We start from the raw sequence: 15,841 nt of genomic DNA, 5'->3' as shown, positions 1-15,841 counted from the left end.
TATGGAGTGTACCTGTGCTTTTGAATGATATGTAGGTAAAAAAAACCCCGCCAGGCGGGGTTTTTTTATAAGACGATAACTTAAGCCTGAGGCTGAGTTACAACGTCTTTGATACCTTTAACTTCGATCTCAACACGACGATCCGGAGCCAGGCAGTCGATCAGCGCAGCGCGAGCTTTCACGTTGTCACAGGTGTTGCCAGTAACAGGGTTGGATTCGCCCATGCCACGTGCGGAGATTTTGTCAGATGGGATACCTTTAGAGATCAGGTAATCAACAACAGACTGAGCACGTTTCTCAGACAGACCCTGGTTGTAAGCGTCAGAACCGATGCGGTCAGTGAAGCCCAGAACAACGACGGAACCGTCTTTCGGATCCAGGTTGCTCAGCTGGCTGTACATCTGATCCAGAGCCTGCTGGCCTTCTGGTTTCAGAGTCGCTTTGTTGAAGTTGAACAGAACGTCAGACTTCAGAGTGAAGTGTTTGGTCTGTACTTCTGGAGCCGGAGCCGGAGCCGGTGCAACTACCGGAGCTGCTTCTTCCTGCTGGCCGAAACGGTAAGAAACACCAACGCTCAACAGACCGTTGTCTGGACGACCACCAACGGTGTTCGCATCACCGATGTTGTTAGTCCACTGGTATTCCAGACGGGTAGCGATTTCAGGAGTAATTGCATACTCTACGCCACCAGCGAATACTGGGGATACACCAGTGTCGTGGTCTTTGAAGCCGTCGTTGTTTTTAGCATCTGCACGCCAAACCATACCACCCAGACGGGTATAAACGTCCAGATCGTCAGTGATTGGGTAACCCAGTTTAGCGGTCAGCTGAACGCCCTGAGCTTTGAATGCGCCATTTTCAGTGTTGCCTTTGTACGGCATACGACCTAACCAGTCGTAACCCATTTCAAAACCAACGTACGGGTTAACCTGGTAACCACCGAACGCACCAGCACCCAGTTGGCTTTCGTGGGTCGGTCCGTTGTTGTTGATCTGATTGTTGCCGATGTCATGGAACTGGGACCAACCCAGTTTAGCACCAGTATACCAGGTGTTATCTTTCGGAGCGGCCTGCGCCACGGTAGCGAAACCAGCCAGTGCCACTGCAATTGCGATAGCTGTCTTTTTCATTTTATGCGCCTCGTTATCATCCAAAATTCGCCATGAATATCTCCAGAGAGATAACACGGTTAAATCCTTCACCCGGGGACCAGTTCAATAGTTACTCTACCGATATCTGCGGCTTAAGCCGAGCACCCCTGGCGATGTAAAGTCTACAACGTACTCGAAAACTTACAAGTGTGAACTCCGTCAGGCATATGAAAAAAAAAGGCTTGTATACACAATATTTAACATTTGTGGATGATTAATTGTACAGCTACTGTCGCGGAAACCGCTTCACACAGGCGTTCTCACAGAAAATGTGTTAAAGCTCAAAGCCGAATTTTAGGGTGAAAAAAAATTCCAGGATAATTCCTAATTTTACTCAATGATACAAATTCGAGTGAATTTTTAGCCCGGAATGGTGTCTCCCCGCAAGTGTCTGAGCGCGTACAGGACGCATGATAAATCCCATTGCGTTTCCCTCATCTGCCGCTTTCACCAGTTCTGCATGTTCATCTTCTGTTAATTCTTCCGTCAGCCAGCCGATGACCACACTGTAATTCCCAGTGCGCAGCGCACGGACCATTGATTCTAGCGTATGGCAGGGAGAGAGTTGGCTGATTTGCATGACTTTCGTCAATGGGAGTCCGGCCGACTGCACCCACTCGCGGCTTAGTTTCTGTTGCGGCGTCAGCCAGAGCTGCCAGCGTGACTGCTGACCTAATTGCTGAAGCAGAGGAAGCAGCAGGAGTTGCGTCATCATGGGCTGGTCCTCGCGATAGACCACTTCACTGATAAGCCCAGCGGTAGTGTGTTCTGACGACACGCGCGCAACTTTGCTTGATGTGGAAGAGAACGACGAAGAACGATTTGCGTAGCCTGAAGTGTACATAATCAATCCAGCCCTGTGAGTTACTGTATGGATATACAGTAACTCTGCTGTCACCAAAGATCAACCTTATTTTCTGAAACAGGTTCGCAGTTTTTGGTTGTTGTTACGGTAAAAACAAAATTCATCTTGCCCCTTGCGAATAAGTTGCCTATTTTCGTCATTAACGGATCCGCTACTGCAAATCATTTTATTACGTTATGATTTAAAAGGATTTTTATGAAAAAACTTTCTTATGCAAGGATCTATAAATCACAAGAATATCTGGCGTCATTGGGGACGATTCGTTATCGATCGCTGTTTGGTGGTTATAGCCTGACTGTCGAGGACACGGTATTCGCCATGGTCGCCAATGGTGAGTTATATCTTCGGGCCTGTGAACAGAGCGCGCAGTACTGTGTAAAACATTCCCCTGTCTGGCTGACATTTATAAAACGTGGACGTCCGGTGGTGCTCAATTATTATCAGGTGAACGATACGCTGTGGCAAAACCAGCAACAACTGGTGTCGCTATCACGGTATTCACTGGATGCGGCGTTAAAAGAAAAGCAAAGTCGTTTTGCACAGCATTGCCTGCGTGGACTCCCGAACATGACATTTCATCTGGAAACCCTGCTGAATGAAGCAGGTATAAAAGATGAAAGCACATTACGCATGTTGGGGGCAAAAATGTGCTGGTTGAAACTACGACAGGTTAATCCCGCCCTGACGGTGAAAATACTCTATGCCCTTGAAGGCGCGATTGGGGGCATTCATGAGGCGGCGCTCCCGGCGATTCGTCGCCAGGAGCTTGTGGAGTGGGTGAGTTCTCTTACGCCTGAATCGGTATACTAGACGGCAATGCGGCAATTTGCTGCTGTAATCGTCTGATTTCTGGTAGTAGCGCTATCAATAGGCCAACTTGCTGTACGACCAGCGGTTCTTTGCTGTCCGGGCGTGGTTCAAGATGCTGAATCCGTTGCTTCAGTCCTTCAAGCGCCTGGTATACGCGCTGCTCGTCAGCGGGTTGATGATGAAGTGCATCATCAACATAGCAAACGGCATCGTCCAGTAATGCCAGAACGTCCGGGTTGGTTAACTGTTCACGGTGTGCGCCCAGCGCCGAGATATAACTGGTAAAGGTATGGTTGAGGCACAGCAAGCGGAATGCTGTTTCGCGCGTTTGGGCGGTGACATCCGGTTCACTCGACATATTCGACACCACGGATGCCAGCTCTGCGTCACGATTATGCGCATCGCGACGCGCAATACGGTATGCCAGACGATTGTCTCGCCCCTGATGATATTGTTCGAGAATGGCGTCAAGGTAACGACAGTTTGCATCGGTCGCCCGTTCAATCACTCGTGGCAGGTTGCGAAAGCGCCAGTCTGGCCAGATGAAACTGACGGCTGCCCATGCGATGGCACAACCTATCAGTGTATCGATGACGCGCGGCAGTGCGACTTCAAATCCTTCTCCAAGCAGGTTAAAGCACAGCAATACCAGCAATGTGATAAACATTGTGGCATGTGCGTACTGAACATTGCGGAAAGCGAAAAAGAGCACGCCGGTGATCACAAGCAGTATTAATTGCCCTTCCAGCGATGGGACGAACCACAGGATGGGCAATCCAATCGCTATCCCGACTAATGTGCCGATAATCCTTAACGCCAGACGATGGCGTGTGGCGTTGTAGTTGGGCTGGCAGACAAACAGGCTGGTCAGCAGGATCCAGTAGCCATGGTTCATACCCGTTATCTGGATAATGGCGTACCCGACGCAGAGCACCAGCGACATGCGAACCGCGTGGCGAAACAGCGCCGACTCCGGCGTAAAATTGCGACTCAGACGCAGCCAGATATCACTGAATCCATGCGGACTGTCATCGGCAAGCTGATTTTCTGACTCATTGCGCGAGAGTACCTGAGCCTGTTCAGACTCAATGGTGGCCAGTTGCGCGTCGATAGCCCGCAGGTTTGACAGTAAGAATCCCAGCGTATTGAGCAGATCTGCAGGGGCACCGCTTGCACGCATGCGCTCAAGGGCGGCATCTATATGTGTAAAGACTCGCTCAAAGTGTGGATCGTGCTGGTAAGGGGTGCGTAGCAAAATGCAGCGAGACAGCTGCGTACAGGCTTGTCCCTGCATCGACATTAATCGCTGGAAACGAAACATTACATCGCTGTGACGGAAATGGTCGCGTAGCGTCTGGTACTGAATATGTGAGGAACTTGCGCGTTCGTGAATATCCTGCGCGACAAAATAGTAATGCAGTGTACGGCGGGTTCCTCGCTGTCCACGGTCACCGCGCAGACGGGTCAGTAATGATATTTTTGTTTGGTTCAACGTCGCCATCAGTTGCCCATTGGCCAGCGCTAAGTCATACAAGGGGGCCTGGCTTTCATCTTCGATGTCGGGATCAAAAAGGCGGGATTTCAGCTCCAGGTAGTGCGCCAGCTGTTCGTAGCTGCGTGCCAGATTGTCCTGCAGTGGACGAATCGGGAACAGAAGGTGGCCGATAAGCGTCAGAAGGTTATACCAGATGGCGCCTGCAAGCAGCAGGATCGGCTGCTGATACCACTGATCGTACAGCGATGTACCCAGCATGGTGTAAATGGCGATCAGTAATGCACCAAAAGCGATGGTCGCGTAACGCTGACCTAAGCCTCCGAGCAAAATAAAGCCGCTGGTGGAAAGCGTTAATCCAATTGCGAAAAGCCACGGCCAGGGGAAGAGCAATTCGACGGAGGCCGAGGCAATAAAAAAGCAGATCAGTGTAATGATCAAATTGCGCAGACGACCCGCGAGCCGATCGTCCAGATCGGTCAGCGCGGCAGCAACCATGCCCAGCGTTAGTGGGATGGTCAGTTTGACGTCACCCAGCCACCACGGCAGCGCCGTAGTGCCGCAAAGTGCGATAAAAATTCGCACGTAGTACAGCCAGGTGCTGTTCCAGGTATAGCGTTTAAGCAGTGGACTTAACATAAAGGCCATCAGTTCCGATTATTCAAAGCGACGACGCGCATTGGCTTCGCGTGCGGCACGGGCAACTTCGACTGAAACCACGCGACGACCAACGGGCCAGAGTGCAATTGCGGCGATTTTAAAGTTCGCAATACCTACCGGAATACCAATAATCGTAATGCACTGGGCAATACCGGAAACAATATGCATCAGGCACAGCCACCAGCCGAAGAAAATCAGCCAGAAAATGTTGAGTAGCGTACCGCCGGTATTCAGAAGCACGTTTTTACCCGCCGGGTTGAGTTCATCAACGTGAATCGCTTCATTACCGTAGGGGAACAACGACAAGCGAGTGATTTCCCAGCAGGAGCGGGTCAAGGGGAGTGTGAAGATAAGCACAATACTGACCAACGTCGCCAGTAACCAGGCTAAGGTGGTGGCGAATCCCCCAAGCACAAAATTTAAAATATTCAGAACAGTACGCATAAACCCTCGGTTAACTCTGGTTTTCTGTGAGTTTGGCAATTGTAACGTTTTTTTGGGCTGGAGCACGTTTTCTCTGGCGGTTACACTGATAAGCAAACCTCTTCGTGTGGATCCGCGTAAGTCTTATGGAACTGAAAGCAACTTCTCTGGGAAAGCGTCTGGCGCAACACCCTTACGATCGGGCTGTTATTCTCAATGCCGGCATTAAAGTTTCCGGCGACCGTCATGAGTATCTTATTCCATTCAATCAGTTACTGGCTATCCATTGTAAAAGGGGACTGGTATGGGGCGAGCTGGAATTTGTGCTTTCTGATGATCAAGTTGTACGCCTTCACGGCACTGAATGGGCGGAAACCCAGCGTTTCCACCATCATCTGAGCATGCTCTGGCAGCAGTGGAGCCAGGAGATGAGTGACGTTGCAGCAGGGGTGCTACAGGAACAGCTGGATGCGATTGCCGCTCGTACAGGGGAAAACAGATGGCTGACGCGGAGCCAAACATCCGGATTGCAACAACAGATCCGCCGTGCTTTTGACGCGTTGCCCCTGCCGGTCAACCGGCTAGAAGAATTTGATCATTGTCGTGAGGCGTTGCACCAGTGCCAGGCGTGGCTGCAGGATATTGAAGCGTGTCGTTTGCAACATAACCAGGCCTATACCGACGTAATGCTGGCAGAGCACGCCGAGTTCTTTCAGCAGATCGAATCTTCGCCGCTAAATCCAGCTCAGGCTCGTGCGGTGGTGAATGGTGAGCCGTCGCTATTGGTGCTTGCGGGGGCAGGAAGTGGCAAAACATCCGTTCTGGTTGCGCGTGCGGGCTGGTTGCTGGCGCGGGGAGAAGCGGCTGCTGAACAAATCTTGCTGCTGGCGTTTGGCCGCAAAGCCGCTCAGGAGATGGATGAGCGCATTCGTGAACGGCTGCATACGCAAGACATCGCCGCGCGGACGTTTCATTCACTGGCGTTGCATATTATTCAACAGGGTAGCAAAAAAGTCCCGACAGTCAGCAAACTCGAAAATGATACTGCCGCCAGAAATAAGCTGTTTCTCGGCGCATGGCGTCAGCAGTGCAGCGAGAAAAAAGCACAGGCTAAAGGTTGGCGACAGTGGCTGGAAGAAGAGATGCAGTGGTCCGTGCCAGAAGGCAATTTTTGGGACGATGAAAAATTACAGCGTCGCCTGGCCTCACGACTGGATCGCTGGGTTAGCCTGATGCGTATGCATGGTGGAGCACAGGCGGAGATGATCGCCAATGCGCCGGAGGCGATCCGCGACCTGTTCAGCAAACGTATAAAGCTGATGGCGCCGTTGCTCAAGGCCTGGAAGAGTGCTCTGAAAGAAGAGAATGCCGTCGATTTTTCTGGACTGATCCATCAGGCGATTGTCATTCTGGAGAAAGGGCGCTTTATCAGCCCCTGGAAGCATATTCTGGTTGATGAATTTCAGGATATCTCCCCACAGCGCGCCGCCCTGTTAGCCGCATTGCGCAAGCAAAACTCACAGACCACGCTATTTGCCGTGGGGGATGACTGGCAGGCCATCTACCGTTTCAGTGGCGCACAACTTTCGTTGACTACCGCCTTCCGGCAACACTTTGGTGAGGGCGATCGCTGCGATCTGGATACGACATACCGTTTTAATAGCCGTATTGGTGAGATAGCCAATCGGTTTATCCAGCAAAACCCGCATCAGCTTAAGAAACCGCTCAATAGCCTGGCCGCTGGCGACAGGAAAGCCGTCACTCTGCTCGATGAAAGTCAGCTGGATGCGCTGTTGGATAAGCTATCCGGCTTTGCGAAAGCAGAAGAACGCATACTGGTGCTGGCGCGATATCACCACCTTAAACCTGTCAGTCTTGAGAAAGCAGCGACCCGCTGGCCCAAACTACAGCTGGATTTTATGACGATTCATGCCAGTAAAGGACAGCAGGCGGATTATGTCATTGTCGTTGGGCTTCATGACGGCAACGATGGTTTTCCTGCCCCGGCCCGTGAGTCGATTATGGAAGAAGCACTACTGCCAATGGTCGAGGATTTTCCGGATGCAGAAGAGAGAAGGTTGCTCTACGTGGCACTTACACGTGCCCGGCATCGGGTGTGGTTGCTGTTTAATAAAGACGCGCCATCCTGTTTTGTGGATCAACTAAAACAACTGGATGTCCCGGTAGCGAGAAAACCCTGAAGAACAGGCGGCGGCCGCCGCCTGTCTGGCGATTATTTGAGGCGCTCTGCCAGATAACGGGCGTAATCCGGGATCAGTATGTCCGTCGCATCGCTGAAGTTTGGTGACTGGATAATAAAATCGGCGGTAGATACGTTGGTGGCAACCGGAATATTCCAAACAGTGGCCAGGCGCAGAAGGGCTTTCACATCCGGATCATGAGGCACGGCGTTGAGTGGATCCCAGAAGAAGATCAGCACATCAATTTTCCCTTCAGAGATCAGCGCACCGACCTGCTGATCGCCGCCCATTGGACCGCTGAGCATGGCGTTGACATCCATGCCGGTCGCGCGTTGAATGAGATTTCCTGTCGTGCCTGTCGCATAGAGGACATGCTTTTCTAACAATGGCTGGTGGCGTTCCACCCAGCTCATCAGCATCTGTTTACAGTGATCATGTGCAACCAGCGCAATATGTTTGCGCGCTGGTAATGTGCGAGTCGTCAATTCCATAGTACAGCTCCCAAGTTAACCTTACTACAGAGTACTGGAAGCTCTTGACGCTGCAAGAGAAAGACAAAAAAAAAGCGTAGGTGAACATAAATGTCACGAGGGCGGTTGTTTCTCTGCCCATTGCAGAAAATTGCTTCGCGTTTGCGCATCGGCCTGCCCAAACCAGTATTTCAAACGCTGTTCGGTGAGTGTTTGCGACTGTGGCGGCACCCGATCCAGTTCAGAGACCCCCGAGAGCAATGCGCTGTCATCTGCCATCATAGTCGCAAATTGTGGGAGTGAAGCATGCTTAGACGATTTGTTATAGCGTTCAGTCTCGAGTTCGTAATCCACGATTTTTGCCGATGAGGTAATCGACAAAATATCCAGCTTGACTGGAATGGGCATGGAATCGCCATCTAATAGTTCCACACGGGGAGCGTCATCGAAATGCGTCGCGTCACGTTCGTTGTTCAGACGGGGGAGATGAAAATTGACCTGACTAACTAACTGAGTATCAAAACTGATGACCAGCGGAGGAGAAATATACAGACGCTCTTCATGGCTGGAGAGACGAATCGTTTTCTCAACGCGAAAGACAAGTTGATGCCGACCATTCTCCAGCTCAATACTGTCGGCACCGCGCAGTAAAGAGCTGGACACCTTTTTTCCGTCCAGCACCAGAAGGTCAATATCATTAGACAGGCGCAAAGAGGTCGCACAAACGGTTACCGGCAAAAGCAGAGCAATCAGGGCTGTCACAATGCCGGTTTTCATAGGGTTCTCCTGTCCAGAAAATTTCTGCATAAGATGTATCTAAATTTTTCGACAATCATGTTTACTAACATATAGACATATTTTTCAGTTTAGCTCTCATGCGCCAGTATGGGATGAATGGTTGCGACGTCAGGTTTGTCGTACACTTTGCAAAACAGCCTGGAGGAAGACGATGAAAGAGACCGATATTGCTGGCATTTTGACATCTACCCGTACGATTGCGCTGGTAGGAGCAAGCGATAAACCCGATCGCCCGAGCTATCGGGTAATGAAGTATTTACTCGATCAGGGTTATCACGTTATCCCCGTGTCTCCTAAGGTTGCCGGGAAGACGCTGCTGGGGCAGCAGGGTTATGCGACGCTGGCAGACGTACCAGAGAAAGTGGATATGGTGGATGTCTTTAGAAACTCAGAAGCCGCATGGGGAGTCGCACAGGAAGCTATTGCTATTGGTGCGAAGACCTTGTGGATGCAGCTTGGCGTGATTAATGAGCAGGCTGCCGTGCTGGCGCGCGATGCGGGCCTGGCGGTAGTGATGGATCGTTGCCCGGCGATTGAAATCCCCAGACTGGGACTGGCGAAGTAAGGTTGTACTGTTGCCGGATGGTGCATTGTATATCCGGCCTACAGCGGTGTTTGCCGTAGGCCGGAGAAATGTTGTCAGTTGCGCAGGCGTGGAGCCTGGAGCTGTTTACGGATTGTCCGTGCCAGTTCATCCATCGACGGTTGCTCTGGATGTTCTTCTTGTAGCTCACTACTCAACTGTGCTTCAGCCAGATACGTATGTACTGGCAGGCCATTATCGTCTTCCATCACCACGTGATACCAGGGAGCGGCGCGAAGTTCGTCGTTTACCGCCAACTCATCAGGTGACGGGTCATCAAGCGAATATTCCGGGTCGATATCCACGACCACTCCGAGGTAACCTAACAGGGAATGGCGGACCTGCTGGCCGATACCGAATTTGCTGGCAATCATAGTCACCTCCCGGGAAATAGATACCCTCTATGTAAGGGTAATATTCCACTTTTCAAGTTACATGATGCGACAGGCAAACCCTTTCAGATACAGCCCTTCCGGGTAGGTAGCGATCACCGGATGATCGGCGGCCTGACGGAACTGCTCTATAAATTGTACATCACGCCCGGCATCTATTGCGGCATCGGCGATGATTTTCTGAAATAAATCGGTGGTCATCAATCCGGAGCAGGAGAATGTCAGCAGTACGCCCCCCGGATTCAGTAACTGAATTGCCAGCATATTGATGTCTTTATAGCCACGGCAGGCACCCATCAACTGGCTTTTGTTTTCGACAAACTTCGGTGGGTCCATCACGATAACATCAAATTTCTCACCACGATCGCGATAGGCGCGCAGCAACTTGAACACATCATCACGCACAAACTCGGCTTTGCTCAGATCCAGTTTGTTCAGCTCTACGTTCTGGCGGGCGATATCGAGCGCTTCCTGGGACGTATCAACGCTGACGACCTGGCGGCAGCCACCCATTAATGCAGAGACGGCGAATCCACCGGTATAGGAGAAACAGTTCAGTACGCGCTGATTTTCCACATAACGACGCGTGGCCAGGCGGCTGTCACGCTGATCGAGGTAATAACCGGTTTTATGGCCGTGCTGAATATCAACCAGTAGTTTCATCCCGTGCTCTTCAATCGGCAGCAGAGCTGGCGGCAGTTCACCCGTGACGGGTCCCTGAGTCAGTTCCATGCCTTCTTTTTTACGCACGGCGACATCGCTACGGTCATAAATCGCGCACTCCGGGAAGACAACCTGCAGGGCGCTAATCAATGCGGCACGTTGATACTCGGCACCTGCGCTGAGTAGTTGCAGCACCAGAAAGTTACCGAAACGGTCAATAGTGACGCCCGGCAGGCCATCAGACTCCCCGGCAATCAGTCGATAGCTGTCCAGCCCGTCTTTTTTCGCCAGCCAGTCTCGCCATTTCTGGGCTTGTTGCAGACGGCGGGTAAAGAAATCAATATCGATGGATTCAGACTTGTCGAACGTCCAGACACGTGCACGGATCTGCGAGGCAGGAGACCAGGCTCCGCGTGCTAACCATTTACCCTGATGGTCAACAATATCGATGGTTTCACCGAGGTTGGCTTTACCTTCCATACGTGCGACGGCACCGGAAAATACCCATGGATGGCGACGAAGTAATGATTTTTCGCGCCCTTTGGCTAACACTAAACGTACACTCATAATTTACTGTTCTGTCGATTCAAAGAAATGGGCGCCATTGTCCTGAGTTTTACGTGTATTTGCAACGCGCACCGCGATGATAAGGAGAACCATAATGTCGAAAATCTGCATAATTGCCTGGGTTCATGGGCGGGTACAGGGGGTGGGGTTTCGCTATACCACTCAGCATGAAGCGCAACGTCTGGGGTTAACTGGCTATGCGAAAAATAGGGATGACGGCAGTGTAGAGGTTGTGGCTTGCGGTGACAGCGAGCAGGTAGAACAACTGATGAAGTGGTTAAAAGCCGGGGGCCCGCGTAGCGCCAGGGTAGACAGAGTTCTCAGCGAACCGCATCGGCCTGGCGAAGAGTTAACGGGATTTAGTATCCGCTATTAAATACATTTGACCGGTTTTGGCAGACCGGCAATTTTAGTTGCCTGCTTAGCTGGACCTTTTGGAAACAGGCGATAGAGATAACGGCTATTGCCTTTTTCTTCACCAAACTTATTGGCCATCGCTTTGACCAGCATACGAATAGCGGGAGAGGTATTAAATTCCAGATAAAACTCGCGTACAAAGCGCACCACTTCCCAGTGTTCAGTTGACAGCGTAATTCCTTCGTTTTCAGCAATGGCAACTGCCAGCGGCTCGCTCCATTCGGTTGTGTCTTTTAAATAGCCTTCGCTATCAGTACTGATTTCTTTACCTTCAAAGATCAACATAATTCTTCACTGCGTTAGTCAAACTGACGGCAGTTTACCAAAAAAGAAAGCCCCGCATAAGCGGGGCTGGATAATGCACGTCGTCATTTTAATCGCGGCTTGCGAAGCCCAGAATGCTCAGCAGGCTGACGAAGATGTTGTACAGCGATACATACAGGCTGACCGTTGCACGGATGTAGTTGGTTTCACCGCCACGGATGATGTTGCTGGTTTCAAACAGGATGGCACCTGAAGAAATCAGGATAAACACCGCGCTAATCGCCAGATGCAGCGCTGGCAGTTGCAGGAAAATATTCGCAACCATACCAATCAGCACTACCACGATACCTGCCATCAGCATACCGCCGAGGAAGGACATGTCTTTACGCGTGGTCAGCACATAGGCAGAGCAGCTGAAGAAGACCAGCGCCGTGCCACCCAGCGCCATAGCGATAACATCACCCATACCTGCCGACAGGTAAGTGTTCAGAATCGGTCCCAGGATGTAACCCAGGAAACCGGTGAAAGCGAAAGCAGACAGAATACCTACTGGTTTATCTGCCGTTTTGTAGGTCAGGAACATCAGACCATACATACCCACCAGCGTCAGAATCAGGCCCGGAGACGGCAGCATCAGCACTGTACTGGCTGTTGCGGTGATCGCTGAAAACGCCAGCGTCAGGCTGAGCAGAAAATAGGTATTACGCAGCACCTTGTGCGTGCTGAGTAGCGATGTACGATCGCGCGAAGAACTAATAATACGATCCATGAGTCACTCTCTTATGACAGATGTAATTAATGATGGAGGATAATAAAATCACCGGTAACGACCCAGCGGTTTTACCCATCTTTACGCATTTTAACCCGCCAGGCTTAAGCATATTATTTCAGCAAAAGCATCAGGATTAGATGTTACCACTGTTTATACAAAAATGTCAGATCGATATCTGATAGGTGACTGAAAAATATTGCGTTATTCCCTACATGCCTTTAAGAGTGACAGCGGTGTCAACATAAAACAGAGCAATAAGGTAAAGGGAATGACTCAACATAAATCGAAGGTATTTACATTTACGCTGTTGGCTGTCTGTTTGATGTCTATCAACGGTGTGGCGAGCGCTGCGACGGTTCCCGCGGGTACAGAACTGGCAGCTCAACAGGAACTGGTCAGAAATAACGGCAGTGAGCCAGCCTCACTGGATCCGCATAAAGTTGAAAGCAACGTTGAGTTTAATTTAATCAGCGATATGTTCGATGGACTGGTTGCCGTCAATCAGGACGGGTCTATAGAGCCTCGCCTCGCGGCATCCTGGGAGAATAAAGACAACACCGTCTGGACCTTTCATTTACGTCCGGGCATTACCTGGTCTGATGGCTCTGCGATTACCGCTCAGGATGTTGTCTGGAGCTGGCAGCGTCTGGTTTCACCGCAAACAGCTTCACCGTATGCCTCTTACCTTGGCAATATGCATGTTGCGAATGCTGCCGATATTGCGCAGGGGAAAAAAGCGCCTGCCGAGCTGGGGGTAAAAGCACTGAATGATACCACGCTGGAAATTACCCTGACGCAACCCACGGCGGCGTTTCTGGCTATGCTGGCGCACCCATCACTGGTCCCGCTGGATAAAGTGCTGATTGGCCGCTTTGGCGATAAGTGGACTCGTCCGGAGCACTTTGTCAGCAGTGGTGCGTATAAGCTGTCGCAGTGGGTCGTCAACGAGCGGATTGTTGCCGTGCGTAACCCGTATTACTGGGACGATCAGCATACGGTCATTAATAAAGTGACGTATTTGCCCATCAGTTCAGAGGCTGCAGACGTTAACCGTTACAAAGCCGGGGAAATCGATATTGTTTTTAGTGTTCCGGTCAATCAGTTCGCGCAATTGAAAAAGACGATGGGTGATGAACTCCATGTCTCACCTCAGCTTTCAACCTATTATTATCAGTTTAATACCACGCGTGCGCCGTTTAACGATCCGCGCGTGCGTCGGGCGCTGAATATGGCGCTGGATAAAGACATCATTGCCCAAAAGGTGATGGGACAAGGACAGCGTGCGGCGTGGGTTATCAGCCAGCCTGAAATTGGTGGGGTAAAATTACACGCGCCGGACTACGCATCATGGCCACTCGACAAACGTATTGCTGAAGCCAAAAAACTGCTGGCAGAAGCGGGCTACGGTCCTGAGCATCCGCTTACCTTAAATCTGCTCTACAACACTTTCGAAACGCACCAGCGAATCGCGATTGCTGCCTCGTCAATGTGGAAGAAAAATCTGGGCGTTGAGGTGAAGCTGCAGAACCAGGAGTGGAAAACCATGTTGGACACCATGCACACCGGCAATTTTGACGTCGTGCGCTATGCATGGATAGCCGACTATGATGACGCGTCGAGCTTCCTGAACATTTTTCGCACCGGTGATAGTGAGAACACCACCAGGTACAGCAATCCCACCTATGATGAAGCGATGAGTCATGCTGCGGAAGCAAACTCACTGGCAGAACGCGGGAAGTATTACCAGCAGGCGGAAGACGTATTAGGCGAGGATGTCCCCGCGATTCCGGTTTACCACTATGTCCGCACACACCTGGTGAAGCCGTGGGTAGGCGGATTTGCACCGGATAACCGGGGGAATTACTTCACCAAAGATATGTACATCAAAAAACATTAAACAGCAGCCGCCCGGATTTGTGCTGAATAAACGGTCAATTTGTTGTTATTTAAGTCGATTAACAACATTTTGGCTGTTTTTCAGGCAAACGAACACATTGGTGCTTTACAGGTCCGTTCGGGATGTTTATAGTGCGCCTCATTGGAAGCGTGGCCGAGCGGTTGAAGGCACCGGTCTTGAAAACCGGCGACCCGAAAGGGTTCTAGAGTTCGAATCTCTACGCTTCCGCCAAATCTAAACCCCGAGCTATTAAGTAGCTCGGGGTTTTTCGTTTTATACGGTTTTAATGGCGTGTTTAGCGTGTCTGAAATAGATTCAGCTCGTTAATAATGCGCTCAGATTCTTCATTGAGAGGCATATTGTCCATGTCTAAAACCCCACCATTTTTTTGGGGGATGATGACCCATTGCAATAGCCGTATTTACCACATGAAGACCAATACTGCCTGTTGCGCCGACAATGATTGTGTCTATGAACACCTTTCATGAGTTCCTTTTGAGGGGAATGTTCCACTCAGGAAACCGTGAATGCTCAAAGAAAACTTCAACGAACTGCAAATCTTTCTGGTGGTAGCCAGAGAGCGAAGTTTTACTAAAGCGGCCGGTAAACGGGGCAGCGTTGGTTCGGTTGGTCGTGGATTCATCCGCCTGAACCGGGGATGTCCACGCGTATACCTCGAAAAAGCGCTGGAGGGAATGAAACGCATTGCATTTAAATCTGCAAATAACGTTCATCCCATCAGCGAGTTTAAATAAAAGCGTTATTACTCTGCATGAGGCTTTGTCGGTCTACTTAAAAAGTCGGCTGTCATTATATGAAAACGCATCAGGTGGGATGCGTTTTTGCAGGCATTAACCGCGCGGTGTTTTAAATCGGGCTAACGTGCTTTCGACAAGGACAAAGAAGACCGGGACAAAATAAATCGCCAGCACGGTCGCGGCCAGCATCCCCCCGATTACGCCAGTCCCTACCGCATTTTGCGCGCCTGAACCTGCACCGTGGCTTATTGCCAGGGGAATAACCCCCAACATGAAGGCCAGCGACGTCATCAGAATAGGGCGTAAGCGCATTTTTGCTGCTTCCACTGCGGCTTCAAGCGGTGTTTTTCCTTCTTTTTGCATAATCTCGACGGCAAACTCAACGATCAGAATGGCGTTTTTAGCCGACAGACCCATTGTGGTGAGCAGGCCGACCTGGAAATAAACATCATTACTTAAACCGCGCAGGTCGGTAGCCAGCAACGCACCGACGATGCCAATTGGCACCACGAGCATCACTGAAAAAGGAATGGACCAGCTTTCATACAGGGCTGCCAGTGCAAGAAATACCACAACAAGCGAAATGGCATACAGCATGGGCGCCTGGTTTGTGGATACCCGGAACACCCGATCAAAGAACCGCTGAAGATGCCGGAGC

Annotated in this window: 16 protein-coding genes, 1 tRNA gene and 2 pseudogenes; 7 read left to right on the top strand and 12 right to left on the bottom strand. The window is 50.8% G+C overall.

Features of this window, described 5'->3' with window-relative positions; all coding sequences use genetic code 11:
• Positions 1–80: 80 nt before the first annotated feature.
• Both ompA and sulA read right to left on the bottom strand, forming a co-directional pair.
• Entirely contained in the window at positions 81–1,130 is a 1,050-nt protein-coding gene (gene ompA, locus OGX95_RS02400; protein ID WP_048212110.1) for a porin OmpA, read from the bottom strand.
• Positions 1,131–1,485: 355 nt separating this feature from the next.
• Positions 1,486–1,995, bottom strand: coding sequence for an SOS-induced cell division inhibitor SulA (gene sulA / locus OGX95_RS02395; protein ID WP_286628187.1), 510 nt, complete (start codon positions 1,993–1,995; stop codon positions 1,486–1,488).
• Positions 1,996–2,211: 216 nt separating this feature from the next.
• Between sulA and OGX95_RS02390 the strand changes: the two genes are divergently transcribed.
• Positions 2,212–2,826, top strand: coding sequence for a TfoX/Sxy family DNA transformation protein (locus tag OGX95_RS02390; protein ID WP_286628186.1), 615 nt, complete (start codon positions 2,212–2,214; stop codon positions 2,824–2,826).
• Here the strand turns inward: OGX95_RS02390 and yccS are convergent.
• Together yccS and OGX95_RS02380 are read right to left on the bottom strand one after the other, a co-directional pair.
• Complete coding sequence (yccS, locus tag OGX95_RS02385) at positions 2,804–4,957, bottom strand: YccS family putative transporter (protein WP_286628185.1); 2,154 nt, start codon at positions 4,955–4,957, stop codon at positions 2,804–2,806. The genes OGX95_RS02390 and yccS overlap by 23 nt on opposite strands.
• Before the next feature lie 18 nt (positions 4,958–4,975).
• Entirely contained in the window at positions 4,976–5,422 is a 447-nt protein-coding gene (locus tag OGX95_RS02380; RefSeq protein ID WP_005123514.1) for a YccF domain-containing protein, read from the bottom strand.
• Between the two features lie 125 nt (positions 5,423–5,547).
• On the opposite strand from OGX95_RS02380, the gene helD reads away from it, so the two are divergent.
• Positions 5,548–7,602: a DNA helicase IV gene (helD, locus tag OGX95_RS02375; RefSeq protein WP_286628184.1), complete on the top strand. Its 2,055-nt coding sequence runs from the start codon at positions 5,548–5,550 to the stop codon at positions 7,600–7,602.
• Between the two features lie 32 nt (positions 7,603–7,634).
• On the opposite strand, the gene mgsA is transcribed toward helD, so the two are convergent.
• The gene (gene mgsA / locus OGX95_RS02370; protein WP_137382855.1) at positions 7,635–8,093 is read right to left on the bottom strand and encodes a methylglyoxal synthase; all 459 of its coding nucleotides are present in this window, start codon (positions 8,091–8,093) and stop codon (positions 7,635–7,637) included.
• 93 nt (positions 8,094–8,186) lie between these two features.
• Entirely contained in the window at positions 8,187–8,849 is a 663-nt protein-coding gene (gene csgI / locus OGX95_RS02365) for a curli synthesis inhibitor (RefSeq protein WP_271442099.1), read from the bottom strand.
• 172 nt (positions 8,850–9,021) lie between these two features.
• Between csgI and OGX95_RS02360 the strand changes: the two genes are divergently transcribed.
• The gene (locus tag OGX95_RS02360) at positions 9,022–9,435 is read left to right on the top strand and encodes a CoA-binding protein (protein ID WP_006685217.1); all 414 of its coding nucleotides are present in this window, start codon (positions 9,022–9,024) and stop codon (positions 9,433–9,435) included.
• A gap of 74 nt (positions 9,436–9,509) precedes the next feature.
• Here the strand turns inward: OGX95_RS02360 and hspQ are convergent, their stop codons facing one another.
• Positions 9,510–9,827 (bottom strand): heat shock protein HspQ, encoded by a 318-nt coding sequence (gene hspQ / locus OGX95_RS02355; RefSeq protein WP_005123508.1) that lies wholly within the window; start codon positions 9,825–9,827, stop codon positions 9,510–9,512.
• Between the two features lie 57 nt (positions 9,828–9,884).
• Positions 9,885–11,075 (bottom strand): 23S rRNA (cytosine(1962)-C(5))-methyltransferase RlmI, encoded by a 1,191-nt coding sequence (rlmI, locus tag OGX95_RS02350; RefSeq protein WP_286628183.1) that lies wholly within the window; start codon positions 11,073–11,075, stop codon positions 9,885–9,887.
• Between the two features lie 94 nt (positions 11,076–11,169).
• On the opposite strand from rlmI, the gene yccX reads away from it, so the two are divergent.
• Positions 11,170–11,451, top strand: a complete 282-nt coding sequence (gene yccX / locus OGX95_RS02345) for an acylphosphatase (RefSeq protein ID WP_286628182.1) — start codon at positions 11,170–11,172, stop codon at positions 11,449–11,451.
• Here yccX and tusE read toward each other — a convergent pair.
• Complete coding sequence (tusE, locus tag OGX95_RS02340; RefSeq protein ID WP_286628181.1) at positions 11,448–11,777, bottom strand: sulfurtransferase TusE; 330 nt, start codon at positions 11,775–11,777, stop codon at positions 11,448–11,450. The genes yccX and tusE overlap by 4 nt on opposite strands.
• A gap of 88 nt (positions 11,778–11,865) precedes the next feature.
• Positions 11,866–12,525 (bottom strand): FtsH protease modulator YccA, encoded by a 660-nt coding sequence (yccA, locus tag OGX95_RS02335; protein WP_043015806.1) that lies wholly within the window; start codon positions 12,523–12,525, stop codon positions 11,866–11,868.
• A gap of 271 nt (positions 12,526–12,796) precedes the next feature.
• Between yccA and OGX95_RS02330 the strand changes: the two genes are divergently transcribed.
• Together OGX95_RS02330 and OGX95_RS02325 are read left to right on the top strand one after the other, a co-directional pair.
• Positions 12,797–14,425 (top strand): ABC transporter substrate-binding protein, encoded by a 1,629-nt coding sequence (locus OGX95_RS02330; protein ID WP_286628180.1) that lies wholly within the window; start codon positions 12,797–12,799, stop codon positions 14,423–14,425.
• Positions 14,426–14,568: 143 nt separating this feature from the next.
• Positions 14,569–14,656: transfer RNA gene (locus OGX95_RS02325), tRNA-Ser, on the top strand.
• 64 nt (positions 14,657–14,720) lie between these two features.
• Here OGX95_RS02325 and OGX95_RS02320 read toward each other — a convergent pair.
• Positions 14,721–14,819: pseudogene (locus tag OGX95_RS02320) on the bottom strand (SDR family oxidoreductase); the annotation flags it as partial.
• 133 nt (positions 14,820–14,952) lie between these two features.
• Between OGX95_RS02320 and OGX95_RS22975 the strand changes: the two are divergent.
• Entirely contained in the window at positions 14,953–15,180 is a 228-nt protein-coding gene (locus tag OGX95_RS22975; protein WP_502872759.1) for a hypothetical protein, read from the top strand.
• A 96-nt stretch (positions 15,181–15,276) separates the two neighbouring features.
• Here OGX95_RS22975 and OGX95_RS02310 read toward each other — a convergent pair.
• Positions 15,277–15,801 (bottom strand): annotated as a pseudogene (locus OGX95_RS02310) (efflux RND transporter permease subunit); the annotation flags it as partial.
• Positions 15,802–15,841: the final 40 nt, after the last annotated feature.

The organism is Citrobacter sp. Cu233, assembly GCF_030332225.1.
In the GTDB taxonomy this organism is placed as follows: Bacteria; Pseudomonadota; Gammaproteobacteria; order Enterobacterales; family Enterobacteriaceae; genus Citrobacter.
This window is presented reverse-complemented; position numbering and strand designations above follow the sequence as displayed.